At 63.3% G+C, this 19,965-nt stretch carries 21 protein-coding genes; 8 read left to right on the forward strand and 13 right to left on the reverse strand.

Features of this window, described 5'->3' with window-relative positions; translation table 11 throughout:
- Positions 1-14: 14 nt before the first annotated feature.
- The 7 genes from AC5O5I_RS06120 to minC all read right to left on the reverse strand — a co-directional run bounded on the left by AC5O5I_RS06120 (position 15) and on the right by minC (position 6,743).
- Entirely contained in the window at positions 15-2,168 is a 2,154-nt protein-coding gene (locus tag AC5O5I_RS06120; protein ID WP_172224873.1) for a mechanosensitive ion channel family protein, read from the reverse strand.
- Positions 2,169-2,212: 44 nt separating this feature from the next.
- Positions 2,213-2,380 (reverse strand): hypothetical protein, encoded by a 168-nt coding sequence (locus tag AC5O5I_RS06125; RefSeq protein WP_011532728.1) that lies wholly within the window; start codon positions 2,378-2,380, stop codon positions 2,213-2,215.
- Positions 2,381-2,573: 193 nt separating this feature from the next.
- A complete protein-coding gene (locus tag AC5O5I_RS06130) occupies positions 2,574-3,863 on the reverse strand; it encodes a M18 family aminopeptidase (RefSeq protein ID WP_172224870.1) in 1,290 nt (429 codons plus the stop codon).
- A 124-nt stretch (positions 3,864-3,987) separates the two neighbouring features.
- Complete coding sequence (locus tag AC5O5I_RS06135; protein ID WP_172224869.1) at positions 3,988-4,623, reverse strand: RluA family pseudouridine synthase; 636 nt, start codon at positions 4,621-4,623, stop codon at positions 3,988-3,990.
- Positions 4,624-4,779: 156 nt separating this feature from the next.
- Positions 4,780-5,034, reverse strand: coding sequence for a cell division topological specificity factor MinE (minE, locus tag AC5O5I_RS06140; protein ID WP_003252572.1), 255 nt, complete (start codon positions 5,032-5,034; stop codon positions 4,780-4,782).
- Between the two features lie 3 nt (positions 5,035-5,037).
- The gene (gene minD, locus AC5O5I_RS06145) at positions 5,038-5,850 is read right to left on the reverse strand and encodes a septum site-determining protein MinD (RefSeq protein ID WP_016485323.1); all 813 of its coding nucleotides are present in this window, start codon (positions 5,848-5,850) and stop codon (positions 5,038-5,040) included.
- Positions 5,851-5,969: 119 nt separating this feature from the next.
- Positions 5,970-6,743, reverse strand: coding sequence for a septum site-determining protein MinC (gene minC / locus AC5O5I_RS06150; RefSeq protein WP_172286557.1), 774 nt, complete (start codon positions 6,741-6,743; stop codon positions 5,970-5,972).
- Positions 6,744-6,854: 111 nt separating this feature from the next.
- On the opposite strand from minC, the gene AC5O5I_RS06155 reads away from it, so the two are divergent.
- Complete coding sequence (locus AC5O5I_RS06155; RefSeq protein ID WP_494512223.1) at positions 6,855-7,790, forward strand: lipid A biosynthesis lauroyl acyltransferase; 936 nt, start codon at positions 6,855-6,857, stop codon at positions 7,788-7,790.
- A 53-nt stretch (positions 7,791-7,843) separates the two neighbouring features.
- Positions 7,844-8,992 (forward strand): patatin-like phospholipase family protein, encoded by a 1,149-nt coding sequence (locus tag AC5O5I_RS06160; protein ID WP_494512224.1) that lies wholly within the window; start codon positions 7,844-7,846, stop codon positions 8,990-8,992.
- 86 nt (positions 8,993-9,078) lie between these two features.
- Here AC5O5I_RS06160 and AC5O5I_RS06165 read toward each other — a convergent pair whose 3' ends face one another.
- On the reverse strand, positions 9,079-9,906 hold the full coding sequence (locus tag AC5O5I_RS06165) for an MlaA family lipoprotein (RefSeq protein WP_172286556.1): 828 nt from the start codon (positions 9,904-9,906) through the stop codon (positions 9,079-9,081).
- On the reverse strand, positions 9,899-11,197 hold the full coding sequence (locus AC5O5I_RS06170; RefSeq protein WP_172286555.1) for a serine/threonine protein kinase: 1,299 nt from the start codon (positions 11,195-11,197) through the stop codon (positions 9,899-9,901). The genes AC5O5I_RS06165 and AC5O5I_RS06170 overlap by 8 nt, the downstream gene beginning before the upstream one ends.
- A 192-nt stretch (positions 11,198-11,389) precedes the next feature.
- Between AC5O5I_RS06170 and AC5O5I_RS06175 the strand changes: the two genes are divergently transcribed.
- Positions 11,390-11,755 carry a hypothetical protein gene (locus AC5O5I_RS06175; RefSeq protein WP_172231647.1) on the forward strand — a complete coding sequence of 122 codons (366 nt, stop codon included), beginning with the start codon at positions 11,390-11,392 and terminating at the stop codon, positions 11,753-11,755.
- A gap of 219 nt (positions 11,756-11,974) precedes the next feature.
- Here AC5O5I_RS06175 and AC5O5I_RS06180 read toward each other — a convergent pair whose 3' ends face one another.
- The gene (locus AC5O5I_RS06180; RefSeq protein WP_494512225.1) at positions 11,975-13,540 is read right to left on the reverse strand and encodes a glycoside hydrolase family 17 protein; all 1,566 of its coding nucleotides are present in this window, start codon (positions 13,538-13,540) and stop codon (positions 11,975-11,977) included.
- A gap of 197 nt (positions 13,541-13,737) precedes the next feature.
- Between AC5O5I_RS06180 and AC5O5I_RS06185 the strand changes: the two genes are divergently transcribed.
- The 3 genes from AC5O5I_RS06185 (at position 13,738) to AC5O5I_RS06195 (ending at position 16,812) form a co-directional block, all read left to right on the forward strand.
- Complete coding sequence (locus AC5O5I_RS06185; protein ID WP_172286553.1) at positions 13,738-14,598, forward strand: glycine betaine ABC transporter substrate-binding protein; 861 nt, start codon at positions 13,738-13,740, stop codon at positions 14,596-14,598.
- Between the two features lie 241 nt (positions 14,599-14,839).
- The gene (locus tag AC5O5I_RS06190) at positions 14,840-15,151 is read left to right on the forward strand and encodes a DUF485 domain-containing protein (RefSeq protein WP_172232781.1); all 312 of its coding nucleotides are present in this window, start codon (positions 14,840-14,842) and stop codon (positions 15,149-15,151) included.
- Positions 15,148-16,812, forward strand: coding sequence for a cation acetate symporter (locus AC5O5I_RS06195; RefSeq protein ID WP_172286552.1), 1,665 nt, complete (start codon positions 15,148-15,150; stop codon positions 16,810-16,812). The genes AC5O5I_RS06190 and AC5O5I_RS06195 overlap by 4 nt, the downstream gene beginning before the upstream one ends.
- 55 nt (positions 16,813-16,867) lie before the next feature.
- Here AC5O5I_RS06195 and AC5O5I_RS06200 read toward each other — a convergent pair whose 3' ends face one another.
- On the reverse strand, positions 16,868-17,020 hold the full coding sequence (locus tag AC5O5I_RS06200) for a DUF3309 family protein (RefSeq protein ID WP_013971433.1): 153 nt from the start codon (positions 17,018-17,020) through the stop codon (positions 16,868-16,870).
- 219 nt (positions 17,021-17,239) lie between these two features.
- Here AC5O5I_RS06200 and AC5O5I_RS06205 point away from each other — a divergent pair, with 219 nt between their 5' ends.
- Both AC5O5I_RS06205 and csrA read left to right on the forward strand, forming a co-directional pair.
- The gene (locus tag AC5O5I_RS06205; RefSeq protein WP_172286551.1) at positions 17,240-18,049 is read left to right on the forward strand and encodes an SDR family oxidoreductase; all 810 of its coding nucleotides are present in this window, start codon (positions 17,240-17,242) and stop codon (positions 18,047-18,049) included.
- 119 nt (positions 18,050-18,168) lie between these two features.
- A complete protein-coding gene (csrA, locus tag AC5O5I_RS06210; protein ID WP_172233261.1) occupies positions 18,169-18,357 on the forward strand; it encodes a carbon storage regulator CsrA in 189 nt (62 codons plus the stop codon).
- Between the two features lie 44 nt (positions 18,358-18,401).
- On the opposite strand, the gene AC5O5I_RS06215 is transcribed toward csrA, so the two are convergent.
- Entirely contained in the window at positions 18,402-18,629 is a 228-nt protein-coding gene (locus AC5O5I_RS06215; protein WP_054900489.1) for a YheU family protein, read from the reverse strand.
- 81 nt (positions 18,630-18,710) lie between these two features.
- Positions 18,711-19,895 carry an osmoprotectant NAGGN system M42 family peptidase gene (locus tag AC5O5I_RS06220; protein ID WP_172231186.1) on the reverse strand — a complete coding sequence of 395 codons (1,185 nt, stop codon included), beginning with the start codon at positions 19,893-19,895 and terminating at the stop codon, positions 18,711-18,713.
- Positions 19,896-19,965: the final 70 nt, after the last annotated feature.

Consider the following 19,965-nt stretch of genomic DNA (forward strand, 5'->3'; position numbering starts at 1 on the left):
GCCGGCGATAGGGCCTAGCTGGAAGAACCGGTTTCCGCCATCCCCCCACCACCCGCTGTCACCACCTGCACCGACAACCGCGGCGTCGCCAGATCCAGCCCGGCCTCATCGAGCTGCCGCTTCAGCGCCAGGTTGAACGCCCGTGACACCTCCCACTGCTTGATTGGTGCCGTCTTGAACCGCGCCCGCAAGATCGCCGACCCCGACTCGAAGCTTTCGACCCCCTGCAGCTCCAGCGGCGACCAGATATTGCGGCGCATCAGCGGGTCATTGCGCAGCTTCTGGCCGACCTCGCGCACCAGCGTGATCGCCTGGTCGATGTTCATGTTGTGCGGGATCGCGACCCGGAAGATCGCGTAGCCGAACTCCCGCGAGTAGTTCTTGATGCTCTTGATCTCGCTGAACGGGATGGTGTGCACGATGCCATCGATGTCACGCAGGCGCACGGTACGAATGGTCAGCCCCTCCACCGTGCCCAGGTGCCCGCCAACGTCCACGTAGTCGTCGATGGCCAGCGAGTCTTCGATGATGATGAACAGCCCGGTGATCAGGTCGGCCACCAGCGACTGCGCGCCAAAGCCGATGGCCAGGCCGATCACACCGGCACCAGCCAGCAGCGGGGTGACGTTCATGCCCATGTTGGCCAGGGCCACGATCACCGCGATGATGAAAATGACCACGAACATCACGTTGCGGATCAACGGCATCATGGTTTGCGCACGGGCGTTGGCCAGGCCCCGGCGCGAGCGCACCAGGGCATGGTGCACGGCGGTATCGGCGAGGATCCACACCAGCCAGGCGACGATCAACGTGCCGGCCAGACCCAGCAGGCGCAGGCTGATGTCATGGCCATCGCCCTCGGCAAAGCTGATCATCGACAGGCCCCATACACGCAGGCCAAGCTCGATGAACACCAGCCAGATGAACAGGTGCACCAGCAGGTAGCCGAAGTTGCGCAGGCGCTCGGCGTACACCGCCTGGCGCTTGCTGGCCCGCTTGGGGTTGGCCGCATGCCGGCGCACCAGGCCGTTGAGCACCATGCACACCACTACCAGCACCGTGCACATCAGCGATTGGCGCAGGGCGGTGCTGGTATCGCCGGCGGATACGAAGGTGGCGAACAGCGAGATGGCCACCAGGATCAGCGCCGGGATGAACCAGAAGCTGCCGAGGATCTCGATGGTATCGCTGAGGGTACGCCGGGTCAGGCGTCGCGACAGCGGCTGGTTGCGGATCAGGTGGGCGATCGGGCGGCGGAAACGCAGGATGAACAGCCCGGTGCACAGCGCCGCGATCACGTTGGCCAGGGTCGCCAGGGCGTGCGCCAGGTGCGTGCCCAACGCGACCAGCATGCGGGGGTCGCTCATCGCCTCGCCAAAGGCGGCAAAGCTGCCGATCAGCCACAGCGGGCGGAACGCCTGGTGGCGCAGGATGTGCAGGGCGCGATGGCGGTGCGGGCCGTCGAGCAGCGAGAAGGCGATCACGCAGATGGCCGAGAAGCAGGTACCCACCACCAGCGCGTAGGCCAGCACCATGGCCAGCGATTTGCCCAGCGACGGCGGCAGCACGAAGCTCAGGTACACGGTGAACACCAGCGCCACCAGCCACGGCCCGAGCTTGCGCAGGGCAAAGCGCACCAGGTCCCAGGTGCGCGGGTGCTGCGGCAGTTCTTCACTCAGGCCGAAGCGCAGGCGCACCCGGTGGCCAACCCAGTTGAAGGCATAGGCCAGCACGCTCCACACGGCAATGACCGCGGCAAAACCGAACAGGATGGCCGGCCACTGGTGCACCGGTACTATCAGTTCGGTCAATTCGGCCTGGGCCTGTTCTATTTCTGCGGACCAGCGGTGGAACGGGCTGGCATCACCGCTGAACTGCTTTTCGAAATCATGCAGGGCGCCACCGATCAGGCCGAGCACGCCCTGTTCGACATTCGGTTGCGATTGCTTGGTGGCGTCGCGCAGCTTTTTCAGGTCGGCTAGCAGCTTGGCCCGTTGCTGGTCGTTTTCCAGGTTCTTGATCACCTCGTCCAGCGACTTGCCCAGTGGCTCGCTGGCTTCGGGCTGGGCGGGCGCGCTGCCGCCCAGCAGGCCGGGCAGGCCCGCTGCCTGTACCGGAGTGATGAATAGAAACAGCAGCAGGAACAGGTAACGCAGGAGGGCAGGCACGGGCAAAACTACCTCAGGTCAAACGATTGACCGAGTGTAGAGGTTTATGTCGGTAGTTTCTCGAGGATCTTCCAGCAAGTAAGGCCGAAGATGCCCAAGGTGCCGATCCACATCATCAGCACGCCGATGTTGCGTTCGCGCAGGCTGAAGCCGATGGTGAGCAGCATCAGGAACAGGAACACCGGCACGAACAGCGACAGAAACGGGGACATGGAAAGCAATCCTTTTGCAGTGGGGCCATGTAACAAGCATAGCGGCTGGCAAGCGAAGCGGCATTGACCTTGAACAGGCCCGGCCCTATCGCCGGCAAGCCAGCTCCCACAGGTTCCCCATGATGCCTGGGCCTGGGGTTATCCTGTGGGAGCTGGCTTGCCGGCGATAGGGCCGGGCCTGCCCAAATAAATCTCAGGGCAGTTCGCGGCTACGGTAGAAGGCTGTAAGTACTTTCACCAGGTGCGCCAGGTCATGGCTGCCGCACAATTCACGAATCGAATGCATGGCAAAGGTCGGCAAACCGATATCCACCGTGCGCACACCCAGGTGGCTGGCAGTGATCGGCCCGATGGTAGAGCCACAACCCATGTCGCTGCGCACTACAAAGCTCTGCACCGGTACTTCCTCGGCCATGCACAGGTGGCGGAAGAACCCGGCCGTTTCGCTGTTGGTGGCGTAGCGCTGGTTGTTGTTGACCTTGATCACCGGCCCGGCGTTGAGCTTGGGCCCGTGGTTGCTGTCGTGCTTGTCGGCGTAGTTGGGGTGTACGCCATGGGCGTTGTCGGCCGACACCATCAGCGAGCGCTGGATGGTGCGCACGTAAGTATCGCCCTCGGGCAAAAGGCGCTGCAGGGTCTGCTCCAGCATCGGCCCGTCGGCGCCGCAGGCCGAGCAGCTGCCGACTTCTTCGTGGTCGTTGCACACCAGCACGCAGGTCTCGTCACTGTCGGCGGCGAGCAGGGCCTGCAGGCCGGCGTAGCACGACAGCAGGTTGTCCAGCCGCGCGCCGGCGATGAAGTCGCCGTTCAGGCCGATCAGTGCAGCGTCCTGGGTATCGTAGAAGCTCAGTTCGTAGTCCAGCACCACGTCGGCGATCAGTTCGTGCTCGCGGGCCAGTTGTTCGGTGAGCAGGGCGCGGAAGTCGATACGCTCGTCACCTGCCACTTGGGCCAGGATCGGCGGCAACTCGTTCTGCGGGTTGATCATCCAGCCTTCGTTGGCGGTGCGGTTCAGGTGGATGGCCAGGTTGGGGATGGTTGCAATCGGCAGCTTGAAGTCGATCAGCTGGCTTTCGACCTTGCCGTCACGGCGGTAGGTGACGCGGCCCGCCAGCGACAGGTCGCGGTCGAACCAGGGGGCCAGCAGCGCGCCGCCATACACTTCCACGCCCAGTTGCAGGAAGCCCTGGCGCTGCAGTTCAGGCTGTGGCTTGACCCGCAGGCACGGGCTGTCGGTGTGGGCGCCGACCATGCGGATGCCGTTCAGCAGCGGGGCCTGTCTGCCCAGCTTGATGGCGATGATCGAAGAGTCGTTGCGGGTGACGTAATAGCGACCGCCAGGCACCGTGGCCCAACTGTCGCGCTCGTCCAGGCGCTGGTAGCCGGCAGCTTCCAGGCGCTGGGCCAGGCTGGCGGTGGCGTGGAAGGGCGTAGGGGAGGCCTTGAGGAAATCGATAAGGCCAGAATTCAGTACTTCGCGCATAGCTCACTCCAGACAGCAGTGGCGCGAGTTTAACGCAGAATGTCGACAATTTGTGTCTGCATTGCACCCTGCAGGAGCAGCCTTGTCCTGCGAAGAGGCTGCTCCTACCGAGTAGGGTTTGTGGTTAGAACGGCGCCGGGCACTCGAACTTCAACCGCTGCCCGGAAACCGGATGGGTGAAGCTGAGCATCGACGCATGCAGGCACAGCCGCTCATGTGCTGCCAGTGCCTCGGGGTTGGCGTACAAGCGGTCGCCGAGCAGCGGGTGCCCGATCGACAGCATGTGCACGCGCAACTGGTGCGAACGCCCGGTGATTGGCGTCAGCTCGACCCGGCAGTGGTCAGCGCAACGCTCGACGATGCGCCAGAAGGTCAGCGCATGCTTGCCCTGCTCGTGGTCCACCACATGCCGTGGCTTGGTGGGCGGGTCGTAACGCAGCGGCAGGTCGATGCTGCCGCTCTCCAGCGCCGGCTGGCCCCAGCACAGCGCGGTGTAGGCCTTTTCGGTTTCTCGGTCATGGAACTGGCGCGACAGCTCGCGGTGGCTGTCGGCATCGCGGGCCAGCAGGATGATGCCGGAAGTCTCCCAGTCCAGGCGGTGCACGATCAGCGCGTCGGGGTAGCCGTTTTCCTGCAGGCGGGTGATCAGGCAGTCCTTGTTGTCGTCGGCACGGCCGGGCACCGACAGCAGCAGGGTCGGTTTGTTGATCACCAGGATGGCGGCGTCTTCGTGCAGGATCTGGATGTTGGACAGCGGCATTGCGGCATCTCTGTGATAGCGGGGAAAACCATTGGGGCCGCGTTGCGGCCCATCGCCGGCAAGCCAGCTCCCACAGGTACAGTGCGGACCCTGTGGGAGCTGGCTTGCCGGCGATGGGCTGCAACGCAGCCCCAATGAACCAGGCAGGTCGCTGAATCAGCGATCCGGCAGCGTGATGTTCAGCTCAAGGATCGAGCAGCTGCCCTGGTTTTCCAGCTCGATATGCACGTCATCGTTGCCGATGTTCACATACTTGCGGATCACTTCCAGCAGTTCTTTCTGCAGCGCAGGCAGGTAGTCCGGCTCGCTGCGTTGGCCGCGCTCGTGCGCCACGATGATCTGTAGACGCTCTTTCGCCACCGACGCGCTGGTCTGTTTTTGTCTGCCACGAAAGAAGTCAAAAAGGTTCATGGTTTACTTGCCTCCAAACAGGCGCGCGAAGAATCCTTGCTTCGGCACTTCGATGAACCGCAGGGGCTTTTCTTTGCCCAGCAGACGGTCGACGGTATCGCTATAGGCCTGGCCGGCATCGCTCTGGTCGTCGAGGATGACCGGGATGCCCTGGTTGGAAGCCTTGAGCACAGCCTGGGACTCAGGGATCACACCCTTGAGCTTGATCGCCAGGATCTCTTCGACGTCGGCGATGCTCAGCATTTCGCCCTTTTCCACGCGCTCGGGGTGGTAGCGGGTGATCAGCAGGTGCTCCTTGATCGGCTCTTCGCCTTTTTCGGAGCGGCGCGACTTGCTCGACAGGATACCCAGCATGCGATCGGAGTCACGTACCGAAGACACTTCGGGGTTGGTCACGACAATGGCTTCGTCGGCGAAGTACATCGCCAGGTGCGCGCCTTTCTCGATACCGGCTGGCGAGTCGCAGATGACGTAGTCGAAGGTTTCCTTCAGCTCCATCAGCACTTTTTCGACGCCTTCCTGGGTGAGTGCGTCCTTGTCACGCGTCTGGCTGGCGGCCAGCACGAACAGGTTTTCCAGGCGTTTGTCCTTGATCAGGGCCTGCTGCAGGTTGGCTTCGCCGTTGACCACGTTGACGAAGTCGTACACAACGCGGCGTTCGCAGCCCATGATCAGGTCGAGGTTACGCAGGCCCACGTCGAAGTCGACGATGACGGTCTTGTGGCCGCGCAGTGCGAGGCCGGTACCAATGGCGGCGCTGGTGGTGGTCTTGCCCACACCCCCTTTGCCGGAAGTAACCACGAGAATCTTGGCCAAGGTGTTTCACCCCTAAAATAGTCGGGACAGTCGTCCCTGCAAAAAACTGAAATATCTTGAATAGCTTGAAATAACGGCAACGGTAAAAAAGTTGCTCTAAAAATGCAGGCAAGTATCCGTTAAAGACGGGTGATGTTCAACACGTCGCCAGACAGGCTGACTTGCACGCCAGTTCCCCACAGCGGGTCGCGCCGCAAGTCTTCGCAGACCTTGTACTGGCCGGCGATGGAGACCATTTCGGCGGTCATCTGCTGGCAGAAGATCCGTGCCTTGGTATTGCCTTTGATGCCGGCCAGGGCCCGGCCGCGCATGGCGCCGTACACATGGATGTTGCCATCGGCCAGAAGTTCCGCACCCGGGCTGACCGATGCGGTCACGATCAGATCGCCACCTTGGGCGTAGATCTGCTGGCCGCCGCGCACCGGCGAGGTGATGATCCGGGTCGGGCGCACTTCGGGTTCGGCGACGGGTGGTGGTGGTGGTGGTGGTGCCGGGGCCGGCTCGGGCTGCTTCACCACCTCGGGCTCGGGATCCAGCGGCCGCTCGCGGGCACCGGACGGTGGCAGCACCGGCAGGTCGATGGCGATGGCGGCGGCGATGTCCTCGATGCGGTTGGCGCGGATGGCCAGGGTGCGCAGGCCATGGTGGCGGCAGATCCGCATCAAGCCGGGCAGGTCGACTGCCCCTTCGCCTGCCGGCAGCTTGTCCAGCGCCAATACCAGCGGCGTGTTGCTGAAGAAGTTCGGTGCCTGGGCGACCTTGGCCGCCAATTGGCGGTCGAGGGCTTCAAGGTCATTGCGCGCCAGTTCCAGCACAGTAATGGCGAGCATGCTGCCCTTGAGCTGGAACACGGAGGCGGTGTCGGGTGTGTGGTTTGGGCTCATGGTCTGCATAGACGGCTTGTTGCGAAAAAAGTGCCCTGACTTATAACGAGAACACCGGTTGCCCGCAACATGCGCTGATCCGTTGTAGAATGCGCGGCCTTTGTCTTTCCGGATGCTTCAATGGAACGCCCGCGTTTTCGTCCCTATTTCCTTCACCCCAAGTTCTGGGGCCTGTGGCTGGGCCTGGGCGTGCTGTGGCTGGTGGTCCAGCTGCCGTACCGGGCCCTGTTGAAAATCGGTGCCGCGCTGGGCGCGGTCATGTACCGCTTTGCCGGTGAGCGCCGGCACATTGCCGCGCGCAACCTGGAGCTGTGCTTCCCGGAGCTGTCGGTCGACGAACGGCAGCGTTTGCTCAAGGCCAATTTCGCCTCCACCGGCATCGCCTTCTTCGAAATGGCCATGAGTTGGTGGTGGCCCAAGGCCAGGCTGGCGCGCCTGGCCCATATCGAGGGGTTGGAGCATCTGCAGGCGGCCCAGCAGGCGGGGCAAGGCGCGATCCTGATGGCGGTGCACTTCACTACCCTGGAAATCGGCGCGGCGCTGCTGGGCCAGCGGCACACCATTGACGGCATGTACCGCGAGCACGGTAACGCGCTGTTCGACTTTATCCAGCGCAGCGGCCGCGAGCGACATAACCTTGACTCGCTGGCGGTGGAACGCGAGGACGTGCGTGGCATGCTCAAGCTGCTGCGTTCGGGCCGGGCCATCTGGTACGCACCCGACCAGGACTACGGCGCCAAGCAGAGCCTGTTCGTACCGTTGTTCGGCATCCCTGCGGCAACGGTTACCGCCACCACCAAGTTCGCCCGGCTGGGCAAGGCGCAGGTGATTCCGTTCACTCAAAGGCGCCTGGAGGACGGCAGCGGCTATCGTCTGGTGATCCACCCGCCGCTGGCAGACTTCCCCGGCGAAAGCGAAGAGGCTGACTGCCTGCGCATCAACCAGTGGGTCGAGGGTGTGTTGCGCGAATGCCCCGAGCAATACCTGTGGGCGCACCGCCGGTTCAAGTCGCGGCCCGAGGGCGCACCGCGGCTGTACGACAAGAAAAAGCGTTGAGCCTTGTGTAGCCAGGTCTGGCCTGAAAACAGATCAACCCCAGGAAGGATTCCATGGCCCCACCCGCGGTAACCGGTCTTATCCTTTCAGGGGGCGGCGCCCGGGCCGCCTATCAGGTTGGCGTGCTGGCCGGCATCGCCGAACTGCTGCCCGCCGGCGCGCACAACCCGTTCCCGGTCATTGTCGGCACCTCTGCCGGTGCCATCAACGCCGTCACCCTGGCCAGTGGCGCCACCCAGTTCCATGACGCCGTGCAACGGCTGACCGCTTTCTGGCAGAACTTTCGCAGCCACCTGGTCATCCGCAGCGACTGGCCGGGTGTAGTCCGCCAGGCCAGCCGCTTCGTTGGCCACAGCCTGCTCGGGCTGGGCGCCCAGGCCCCGGTGGCGCTGCTCGACAGCAGCCCCTTGCGCAGCCTGCTGCAAGCGCACCTGAACCTGGACGGTATCAGCCACGCCCTGGCGGCCGAGCAGCTGAGCGCCGTTGCAGTGACCGCTTTCGGCTACGAGTCTGGCCAGGCGGTGACCTTCTACCAGGGCCGCGGCACCATCGAAGGCTGGTTGCGCCACCGCCGCATCGGCGTGCCCACGGCGCTGACCATCGACCACCTGCTGGCCAGCGCGGCGATCCCGCTGCTGTTCGCCCCGGTGCAGCTGGGCGACGAGTATTACGGTGACGGTGCTGTGCGCCAGTCGGCGCCGATCAGCCCGGCCTTGCACCTGGGCGCCAGCCGGGTGCTGGTGGTGGGGGTGAGTGGCAACCCCCAGCGGCTGGCGCCACCCTTGCCGACCCAGCGGGTGTTCAGTGGGCAGCAGCCGAGCCTGGCACAGATCGGCGGGCACATGCTCAACAGCACCTTCATCGACAGCCTGGAAGACGACATCGAACTGCTACAGCGCCTGAATCACCTCAGCCGGCTGTTGCCCGCACACCTGGATGCGCGACACCTGGGGCTGGCGCCGATCGAGGTGCTGGTGGTGGCGCCCAGCCAGCCGCTCGATGAGATCGCCGCACGGCACCGGCGCGAGTTGCCGGCGGCACTGCGGCTGTTCTTGCGCGGGCCGGGGGCCACGCGCACCAGCGGGGCAGGGGTGTTGAGCTATTTGCTGTTCGAGGCCAGCTACTGCAGCGAGCTGATCGAGCTGGGGCGGCGCGACGCCCTGGCCAAGAAGCGGGAGTTGTGTCTGTTCCTGGGAATTTGAGGTTGCTTGTTCGGGTGGTTCTCAAGGGGATCGCGTCAGGGCTTACAGATGTCAGCCCTGATGCGGTCCCTGTGCCCAGATCAGTCCTACTCAGCTATCTGCAACTTCCTCGACTGGGTATACACATAACGCACCTTCTCGTACTCGAACGGCGAGTTCAGCTGGCCATAGCGGAATTTGGTGGTATAGCGCTTGTCCACCACCTGCAGCGCGAAGATCTCCGGGTGGTCAGTGCTGGCCTCGGGCACGTTCAGGTAGTTGATCGCCTGCTCACCCGCATAGTCCACCACCAGGCCGGTGGTATCGCGCAGGTTCGATGGGCCCAGCACCGGCAGCATCAGGTACGGCCCGTCTGGTACGCCGTAGAAGCCCAGGGTCTGGCCGAAATCTTCGCTCTGGCGTGGCAGCCCCATGCTGGTCGCCGGGTCCCACAACCCACCCACGCCGATGATGGTGTTGAACATCAGCCGTGCGGTGATCTCTGCCGAACGCTTGGCCTTGAGTTGCAACACGCTGTTGAACAGGTTCGGCACATCGCCCAGGTTGTTGAAGAAGTTGCTCACCCCGGTGCGCACGAAGCGCGGGGTGACGTACTGGTAACCGCTCACCAGCGGCAGCAGCACCCATTGGTCCAGACGGTAGTTGAAGTGGTAGACGCGACGGTTGATCGACTCCAGCGGGTCGTACACGTTCAGCGCCTCCAGGGTGGAGCGCTCGAACTCGCGCTGGTCCAGCCCCGGGTTGAATTTCAGCTCACGCAGCGGGTCGATGAAGCCGTCGGCTTCCGGCACCAGAGGCGCTGTACCCATCACCTGCGGGTCGCCCTCGACCACGCTGGCGCGGGGCGCGGTTTCGGCCGCCAGCGCGTGGCCGGCGACGAGCAGGGCAGTGGCGAAGAGGAGTTTGTTAACCACGGAAGAACTCCAGCATGGCGTCACTGTTGACGCGGTAGTTGAGGTTGCCGCAATGGCCGCCATGGGGGTAAAGGGTCAGCCGGTCACCGAACACCTTGCGCAGGAAGCCTATGTCGCCCGGGCCGAGGATGACATCGTCGGCGTTGTGCATCACGGCGATCTTGTCGCTGCTGCGCAGGTAGTCTTCCAGGGCATACAGGCTGACCTGGTTGACCAACTGCAGGATGCTGTTGCCGTCGGTGCGGGCGCGCCACATGGGGATGACCTGCTCGGTCATGTAGCAGTCGAAGTCGCACTGCAGGGCGCGCTTGAAGAACGGCGTGAGGCTGCTGCCCTCGGTGATCGGGAACTTCGGCGGAATGATCAGGCCGCGGCGGTTGATCAAGTCGGAGGTGAAGGCAATGTCGGCCGCCGAGAAGCGGAACGAGGTGCCAATCAGCATCGCCATCTGCTCGTTGGACAGGTGCTGTTTCGACTGCTGGAAGTCGTACAGCAGCGCTTCATTCAGATCGATATAACCCTTGTCCTGGAAGTAGCGCGTCAACTTGGTCAGCATCAGTTCGTAGAACGTGGTGCTGCGGTCGATGCCCTTGACCTGGGTTTGCACCAGTTTGTCGAGGTTGTTGATGGAGGTGTAAAGGTTCACCGGCGGGTTCAGCAGCAGCACGCGCTTGAAGTTGAAGCTGCGGCGGGTTTCGTCCAGGTGGCTGACAAAGGCGGCATCGAGTGCCCCCAGGCTGTAGCCGGTGAGATAGAAATCTTTGACGGGCAGGCGCGGGTGCTGGGCGCGTACGGCCTGCATCACCCGGTACATGTCTTCGGCGTCTTCCTTGCTGATACCGGGGGTGGCGAAGCGTGAGGCGGCGCTCATGAAGTCGTAGCTGGTGGGCGACGACAGTTGCACCACATGGAAGCCGCCCTGGTAGAACAGCTTTTTCAGGTATTCGTTGATGCTGCTGCTGTACGGGGCGCCGGTACCGGCGATGATGAAGATCAGGGGCGCCTCGTGGTCCTGGCGGGCCAGGCGATACTTGAGCTTTTTCACCGCCCAGAAGTTGTCGGGCAGGGTGAACTCACGCTCGGGGCGCAAGGTGAGGCTGTAGTCGGACTGGTTGATTTCGTCGTCGCTGGGCAGGGTGGGGCGCTGGTCCGGCGGGGTGGTGGCGATGGTCGCCTCGAACGGGTTGGTCAAGGGGTAGCCATAGCTTGCGGCGTCGATATCTCGCGCTGAAGCGGCCACAGCCATGAGCAGGCCGCCGAGCAGGGCAGCGAGGCGCAAAGATAGATGCATGTATTCCCCCAAAAGAACGCAAGGTCGAGCAGTGTGCAGGCTAGGACCACATCCTACCGGGCAAAGTTGCCAGGTGCGCCTGCCTTTGGTGTGCTTGTTATCTGCAACATAGCTGCAGAGCCATGATTTTGCCTTAGAACCGGGCTTGAGTGATCATGGATACTTTCGATTACCGCTATGGGAAAAAACAGGATGTCTCGTTCGCTGCCCGCTGCATTGCTCGTGCTGTTTCTGGGGCTGTGGCTCGCGGCCAGTTATGGCGTGCGCTACGGGCTGATGGAGGACGGCCAGTGGGTGGGGCTGTGCACCGCGCCAGCGATGTACTGGCAGTGCGAGGTGCGTTCGTTGCTGGGGTTGGGCATCCATCACCAGGTGATGGCCTGGGGCGGGCTGGGGCTGGCGCTGCTGGCGCAGGTGGTCGCCGGCCGCGCCGGTTGGTGGTTGGCGGTGCTGGCCCTGGTGTTCGCGGTGCCGGCGCTGGTGCTGTATACCGCCAGCATTGCCGTGTTTGCGCTGGTACTGGCGGGGTTGCGGTTGGTCAGGCAGCCCTCTCGCTAAGCTGCTGCAACTACGACTGTGGGCGCAACTGTCTTGCGCAAGATTTAAAAAGCGTGCGTGATCCCTGTGGGAGCGGCGGTGCGGCGATCCGATTTACCCGCGAAGAGGCCGGACCTGCCGGCCACTATCCTTGGGCATTCACCGTTGTCTCCGCCACCGCATTCGCGGGTGAACCCGCTCCCACCAGGCGCCGTGTTTGCCCAGAACCCAGCCTGGTAATCAGGCGTGGCGCAACCGCAGGCTGCGCCACAAGGCTGCCGTCATCAGCACACTCACCAGTGCCCAGGCCCAGGCCTGCTGGTTCTCCAGCCCTTCAACGAACAACTGCGGCGCCACCCCAGCACCGATGATGAACGCCAGCAACGCCACCTCCGCCCGTCGCGCGCGCACCGGCCGCAGCACGTAGACCACTGCCGGCAACGCCAGCGCCGCGCTGGGGAAGCTGCGGTAGCGCGGGTCGAACACCATCGCCAGCATGCTCACTGCCGCCGCAAAACCCGCCGCCAGCAGCAACCAGCCGGCCTGCGCCTGCAGCCAGGCGTACAGACGCTCGCGCCAGCCCGTCCGCTGTGCCAAGGCAAGCACCCCATGGGCCAGCACCAGCAGGTTCAGCCCCGCCAGCACTACCGCCCACAGCCATTCCCCGGCAAACCGCGCATGGGTGCGCATCAGCTCGCCCCATAATCCCAGGCAGCCCGCACCAAACGCGGCCAGCAGCGGCAGCAGCACGGCAGCCTGCACTGTGGCGGGGCGCCCGGCGAGTAGCAGCATGGCCGCCATCAGCAGCGCACTGGCCAGCAACCATTGCGGCCAGTAGGGCAGGTTGCTGACCGGCCCTTCGAGCACGCCCTTGTCCTGCCGGTTGGCATCGTACAGCCCCCAATAACCGCCCACCGCGCCCTCGTTGGCACGCTTCCAGGGCTGGTCGAAGGCCTCGATCAGGTTGTAATGCCAGCCGTTGCTTTCCGCCATCGCAACGAAGCCGCGAATGAAGCGCGCTTCGTTGACCCGGCTGGGCACTGCGGTTTCGCGCTGCCGGCCTTCGCTGGGCCAGCCAGTTTCGCCGATCACGATATCCTTGGGCGCGAAGCGCGTGCCGAACACCCGGCGCACATCGGCCACGTGGGCCAGGGCATCGTCGATGCCGCGTGGGTCGTCTTCCCAGTAAGGCAGCAGGTGGATCGTGAGGAAGTCGACCGCAGGTGCCACCTGCGGATGCTGCAGCCAGAACTCCCACACATCGGCATAGGTAACCGGTACCTGCACCTGGCTTTTCACCTTGGCGATCAGCTTGGCCAGGTGAGCGCCGGTAACTTCCTTGCGCAGCAGCGTCTCGTTGCCGACGATCACGGCAGTGACCACGTCGGGGTTGGCGTTGGCAGCGGCGATCAGCAGGTCGATTTCCTTGGCCGTGTCCGCCGCGTGGGCATTGACCCAGGCCCCGAGCATCACCTTCAGGCCATGCTTGCGCGCCAGCGCCGGGAGCGCTTCGAGGCCGGTTTGCGAATAGGTACGGATGCACTGGAACCGTTCAGCCAGCAACGCCAGGTCGGCATCCATCCGCTCCGGGCGCAGGTGAAACGGCTGGTCGTAGGGCGACTGGTCCTTGTCGAACGGTGTGTACGAAGCGCATTGCAACTTGTGCGTGGGGCTGGCCGCATCGGCCAGGTGCACCGGCTTGCCAAGCCCGTACCAGAGGCCTGCGAGGCCAAGCAGGGCCAGCAGGCAGGCAAGCAGGTACAACGGCAGCAGCAGGCGAGCAGAACGGGGCATCGGGCGGTCCATCGTCAGGCACAAAAGGGTAGATAGTAGCCCGGCGCCAAGACTTTGGCATGCAAGGATCGCGCAGGTCGGTGTAGGCAGATGACGCTAATGGCACAGTGCTGTCGCATATGAGGCGGGTACAGGTCGCAGGCGGATCAGGTCGACTGGTGTGACAGGCAGATGATGCAATCTCCAAGACCTGACGAGGGGATGCTTTGATGGCAGCTTTGAGAAGAATGCGACGTGTCCTGGGCGTGGGAACCGCCCTGGTATTGGCCATGAGCGGTGCACAGGCAATGGCCAAGGAAGTAAGCATCGGTTACGTGGATGGTTGGGCCGACAGCGTGGCGACCACCAACGTGGCCGCCGAAGTGATCAAGCAGAAGCTCGGCTACGACGTGAAGCTGCAGGCCGTGGCCACGGGCATCATGTGGCAGGGCGTGGCGACCGGCAAGCTCGATGCCATGTTGTCGGCCTGGTTGCCGGTGACTCACGGCGAGTACTGGACCAAGAACAAGGACAACGTGGTCGACTACGGCCCCAACTTCAAGGACGCCAAGATCGGCTTGATCGTCCCCGAGTACGTCAAGGCGGTGAGCATCGCCGACCTCAAGACCGACAACAGCTTCAAGCAGAAGATCGTCGGCATCGACGCCGGCTCCGGGGTCATGCTCAAGACCGACCAGGCCATCAAGGACTACGACCTGACCGGTTACAAGCTGCAGGCCAGCTCTGGCGCGGCGATGACTGCAGAGCTGGGACGTGCCTATGCCAAGCAGCAGTCGATCGCGGTGACCGGTTGGGTGCCGCACTGGATGTTTGCCAAGTGGAAGCTGAAGTTCCTCGAAGACCCGAAAGGCGTGTATGGCGCGGCCGAAACCGTGAACAGCATCGGCAGCAAGGAACTGGCGACCAAGGCGCCGGAAGTGGCGGAGTTCCTGAAGAAATTCAACTGGCAGTCGAAAGACGAGATTGGCGAAGTGATGCTGGCGATTCAGGAAGGCGCCAAGCCTGAAGCGGCGGCCAAGGACTGGGTGGCCAAGCACCCTGATCGCGTCAAGGAGTGGACCGGCAAGTAACTAACTGCAAGGGCCAGTTTGCTTCTTCGCGGGCTCGCCCGCTCCCACACGGATATCACTGCCCTCAGGCCTCGTGATACCCCTGTGGGAGCGGGCATGCCCGCGAAAGGGCCGTCAGTTTGTTACGCAATTGGTAAAACACCGTTGCATCTAAGACTAAGGTCGTCTGGTTGGCGTCCAGCAGCCGCATAAAGTAAGGGTGTGGGTTCCATCCCCTATCTGTGCTGCTAGGACAAAAACAATGAACGACAGCATTTACCTCTCGATACAAAACAGCCCCCGCTTCAAGGAGCTGGTCACCAAACGCGAACGGTTCGCCTGGATCCTCTCGGCGATCATGCTCGGCCTGTACTGCGCCTTCATCCTCCTGATTGCCTACGGTCCTCATATCCTGGGCGCCAAGCTCAGCCCTGAGTCGTCGATTACCTGGGGTATCCCCCTGGGTGTTGGCCTGATCATTTCGGCATTCGTCCTGACCGCCATCTACGTGCGCCGCGCCAACGGCGAGTTCGATGAGCTGAACAAGGCCATCCTGAAGGAGGCGCAACAATGATCCGCCATGCCAAAACCTTGGCCGTACTGGCCTGCGGAGCCTTCGCACCCGCCGTGTGGGCCGCCGATGCCCTGACCGGCGAGGTGCAGAAACAACCGCTGAACGTTTCGGCGATCGCCATGTTCGTGGCCTTTGTCGCCTTCACCCTTGGCATCACCTACTGGGCCTCCAAACGCAACAAGTCTGCCGCTGACTACTATGCCGCCGGCGGCAAGATCACCGGTTTCCAGAACGGCCTGGCGATTGCCGGCGACTACATGTCGGCCGCCTCGTTCCTGGGCATTTCCGCGTTGGTGTTCACCTCTGGCTACGACGGCCTGATCTACTCCATCGGCTTCCTGGTCGGCTGGCCGATCATCCTGTTCCTGATCGCCGAACGCCTGCGCAACCTGGGCAAGTACACCTTTGCCGACGTCGCCTCTTACCGCCTCGGGCAAAAGGAGATCCGTACCCTGTCGGCCTCCGGTTCGCTGGTGGTGGTGGCGTTCTACCTGATCGCGCAGATGGTGGGTGCCGGCAAGCTGATCGAGCTGCTGTTCGGCCTGGACTACCACGTGGCGGTGATCCTGGTGGGTATCCTGATGTGCCTGTACGTGCTGTTTGGCGGCATGCTGGCCACCACCTGGGTACAGATCATCAAGGCCGTGCTGTTGCTGTCCGGTGCCAGCTTCATGGCGCTGATGGTGATGAAACACGTGAACTTCGACTTCAACACCCTGTTCTCCGAAGCGATCAAGGTGCATGCCAAGGGTGAAGCGATCATGAGCCCAGGCGGCCTGGTCAAGGACCCGATCTCGGCCTTCTCGCTGGGCCTGGCGCTGATGTTCGGTACCGCCGGCCTGCCACACATCCTGATGCGCTTCTTCACCGTCAGTGACGCCAAGGAAGCCCGCAAGAGCGTGCTGTATGCCACCGGCTTCATCGGCTACTTCTACATCCTTACCTTCATCATCGGCTTTGGCGCAATCCTGCTGGTCAGCACCAACCCGGACTTCAAGGACGCCGCCGGCGCCCTGCTGGGTGGCAACAACATGGCAGCGGTGCACCTGGCCAACGCGGTGGGTGGCAGCGTGTTCCTCGGCTTCATCTCGGCCGTGGCTTTCGCCACCATCCTGGCGGTGGTTGCCGGCCTGACCCTGGCAGGCGCCTCGGCGGTGTCCCACGACCTGTATGCCAGCGTCTGGCGCAAGGGCAAGGCCAACGACAAGGATGAGATCCGCGTCTCGAAGATCACCACCATCGCCCTGGGCGTGCTGGCGATCGGCCTGGGTATCCTGTTCGAGAAGCAGAACATCGCCTTCATGGTCGGCCTGGCATTCTCGATTGCTGCCAGCTGCAACTTCCCGGTGCTGCTGCTTTCGATGTACTGGAAGAAGCTGACCACCCGCGGCGCGATGATCGGCGGCTGGCTGGGCCTGGTAAGCGCGGTGACCCTGATGATTCTCGGGCCTACCATCTGGGTACAGATCCTCGGCCATGAAAAGCCGATCTACCCTTACGAGTACCCGGCGCTGTTCTCGATGGCCATCGCCTTCGCCAGCATCTGGTTCTTCTCGGTCACCGACAAGTCCAAGGCGGCTGATGACGAACGGGCTCTGTTCTACCCGCAATTCGTGCGGTCGCAGACTGGCCTGGGCGCTTCGGGGGCTGTTTCGCACTGATTCGCCGGGCAATAAAAAAACCGCGCTCAGGCGCGGTTTTTTTATTGGTTCAGGGCTAGATCATGCCTAATAACAACAACACCAGCAGGACCACCAGCACTACGCCAATGATGCCGGACGGGCCATAGCCCCAGCTGCGCGAGTGCGGGAAGACTGGTAAGCCACCAATCAGCAGCAGGATCAGGATGATGATGAGAATCGTGGTCATGACGGAGTCCTTGCGTGGTTGAGGGTCAAGGGCCTCGGACTGCTGGCCTCTTGTAAGTTCGGACTGTTGCCGCTTGTGAAAGATTCCATTGATGTGCGCCGACACCGGCCTCTTAGCAGCACAGTCATGCTCCCCCATTCACTACCCTGATTAACCCTGCTGACCCCCCGGCCCTTGTTTAGACTGCCTCCATTGCTCATCAGAACAAGGCTAGCCACCATGCAAAACCGCATCATGATCACCGGCGCCGGGTCCGGCCTCGGTCGCGAGATCGCCCTGCGCTGGGCACGTGAGGGCTGGCGCCTGGCGTTGGCCGATGTCAACGACGCCGGCCTGGGCGAAACCCTGGAACAGGTTCGCGCGCTCGGTGGCGAAGGCTTTGTGCAGCGCTGCGACGTGCGCGACTACAGCCAGCTGACTGCCCTGGCCCAGGCCTGCGACGAGAAGTTCGGCGGCATCGATGTGATCGTCAACAACGCCGGGGTCGCCTCGGGCGGGTTCTTTGCCGAACTGTCGCTGGAAGACTGGGACTGGCAGATCGCGGTCAACCTGATGGGCGTGGTCAAAGGCTGCAAGGCCTTCCTGCCGCTGCTGGAGCGCAGCAAGGGGCGCATCATCAACATCGCCTCGATGGCCGCGCTGATGCAGGGCCCCGGCATGAGCAACTACAACGTGGCCAAGGCGGGCGTGCTGGCGCTGTCGGAGAGCCTGCTGGTCGAGTTGCAGCAGCTGGAGGTGGCCGTGCATGTGGTGTGCCCGTCGTTCTTCCAGACCAACCTGCTGGACTCGTTCCGCGGGCCGAACCCAGCCATGAAGGCGCAGGTGGGCAAGCTGCTGGAAGGTTCGCCGATCAGTGCTGCCGATATTGCCGAGTATATCCACCAACAGGTCGCCGCCGGCGAGTTCCTCATACTGCCGCACGAGGCCGGGCGCCAGGCGTGGCAGTTGAAGCGCGAGGCCCCCGAGCGGCTGTACGAAGAGATGGCCGAAATGGCGGTAAAAATGCGCTCGAAAGCCCAATCGCGCTGACCTGTCTGTAGGGCAATTTACCCGCAAATGTAGGGCGCTTCTGATTCGCAGTAGAGCTATTGAGTAGCCAAATGCTTACGAGGCAGGCTCCGGTTTTCCCTTTGCAGGAGGATCGGAACATGCTGGTAATAGGGCGTGAAGTAGGCGAGATCATCGTGATTGGTGATGACATCCGCATCATGGTGGTGGAGACGCGGGATGGCGTGGTGCGCTTGGGGATCGATGCCCCGCGCGAGGTGCAGGTGCATCGGGCCGAGGTGTACAAGCGCATCAAGGAAGGCGAAAAGTGCAAGACCCGAAGGGCCTGATGTCGCCTGTACCCGCTTGGACACCCGCTTGGACACCCGTGCTGTCAGTCGAGCAGCTCGCGCGGCACATCATGCTTGGCAAGCAGCTGGCACTGCTGGCTTTCCAGGTCGAACAGGATGAACGCCTGGCCCTTGGCCAATGCCTGACGAACCCGCAGCACGCGGGTTTCCAGCGGGGTGTCGTCGCCGTTGTCGGTGCCGTCGCGGGTGACGAAGTCCTCGATCAGGCGGGTAAGGGTTTCGGCTTGCAGTTGTTCGTAGGGGATCAGCATGGTGTGACTTGTCTGGAAGTGGTGTAGGCATGCTACGCGAAACATCTGATGGTTTGGGGCCGCATTGCAGCCCCTAGGCCATCAGCCTTTATTACCTACCAGGCTATCCACCGCCGGCACCCGCGTATCGCTTTCCATCTGCGCATCATGCTCCAGCTGATGGCTGAAGCGCTCCAGCGACGCGTTGGCCGGCTGTGAATCACTGGCAAACACCGGCGGGCTCAGCAGGTACGCCGACAGCAGCCGGCTAAGCGCCGCCAGGCTGTCGATATGTGTGCGCTCATAGCCATGGGTGGCATCGCAGCCGAACGCCACCAAGGCGGTACGAATATCATGCCCCGCGGTCACCGCCGAATGGGCATCGCTGAAGTAATAGCGGAACAGGTCGCGCCGCACCGGCAGGTCGTGATCGCCGGCCAGTTTCAACAGGTGCCGGGACAGGTGGTAGTCGTAAGGCCCCGACGAGTCCTGCATGGCCACGCTCACCGCATGCTCGCTGGAGGCCTGCCCGGGCGCCACCGGGGCGATGTCGATACCGACGAACTCGCTGACGTCCCAGGGCAGGGCGCCGGCTGCACCTGAGCCGGTCTCCTCGGTGATGGTGAACAGCGGGTGGCAGTCGATCAGCGGCTGGCGGCCGCTTTCCACAACCGCCTTCAATGCCGCCAGCAACGCTGCCACGCCAGCCTTGTCGTCCAGGTGGCGGGCACTGATATGGCCGCTTTCGGTGAACTCGGGCAGCGGGTCGAAGGCGACGAAGTCACCAATGCTCACGCCCAGCGCCTCGCAGTCGGCGCGGGTGGCGCAATAGGCGTCCAGGCGTACCTCGACGTGGTCCCAGCTGATCGGCATCTGGTCGATGGCGGTGTTGAAGGCATGCCCGCTGGCCATCAGCGGCAGCACGCTGCCACGGAATACGCCGGTGTCGGTGAATACACTGACCCGGCTGCCCTCGGCGAAGCGGCTGGACCAGCAGCCGACCGGTGCCAGGGCCAGGCGGCCGTTGTCCTGCAACTGGCGCACGCTGGCGCCAATGGTGTCCAGGTGGGCGGATACAGCGCGGTCGGGCGATGTTTGCCGGCCCTTGAGGGTGGCGCGGATGGTGCCACGGCGGGTCAGCTCGAAGGGGATGCCCAGCTCGTCGAGGCGCTCGGCCACGTAGCGCACGATTGTGTCGGTAAAGCCCGTGGGGCTGGGGATGGCGAGCATCTCCAGGAGTACGCGCTTGAGGTAGTCGAGATCGGGTTCGGGGTGTCGTTCGGACATGTGGGGTGCTCCTCTACTCCTGTGCCGGCCTCTTCGCGGGTAAGGCGCGCCCCCAGGGTCGGTGATATCC

This window comes from Pseudomonas sp. 9_2_1 (genome assembly GCF_059295275.1).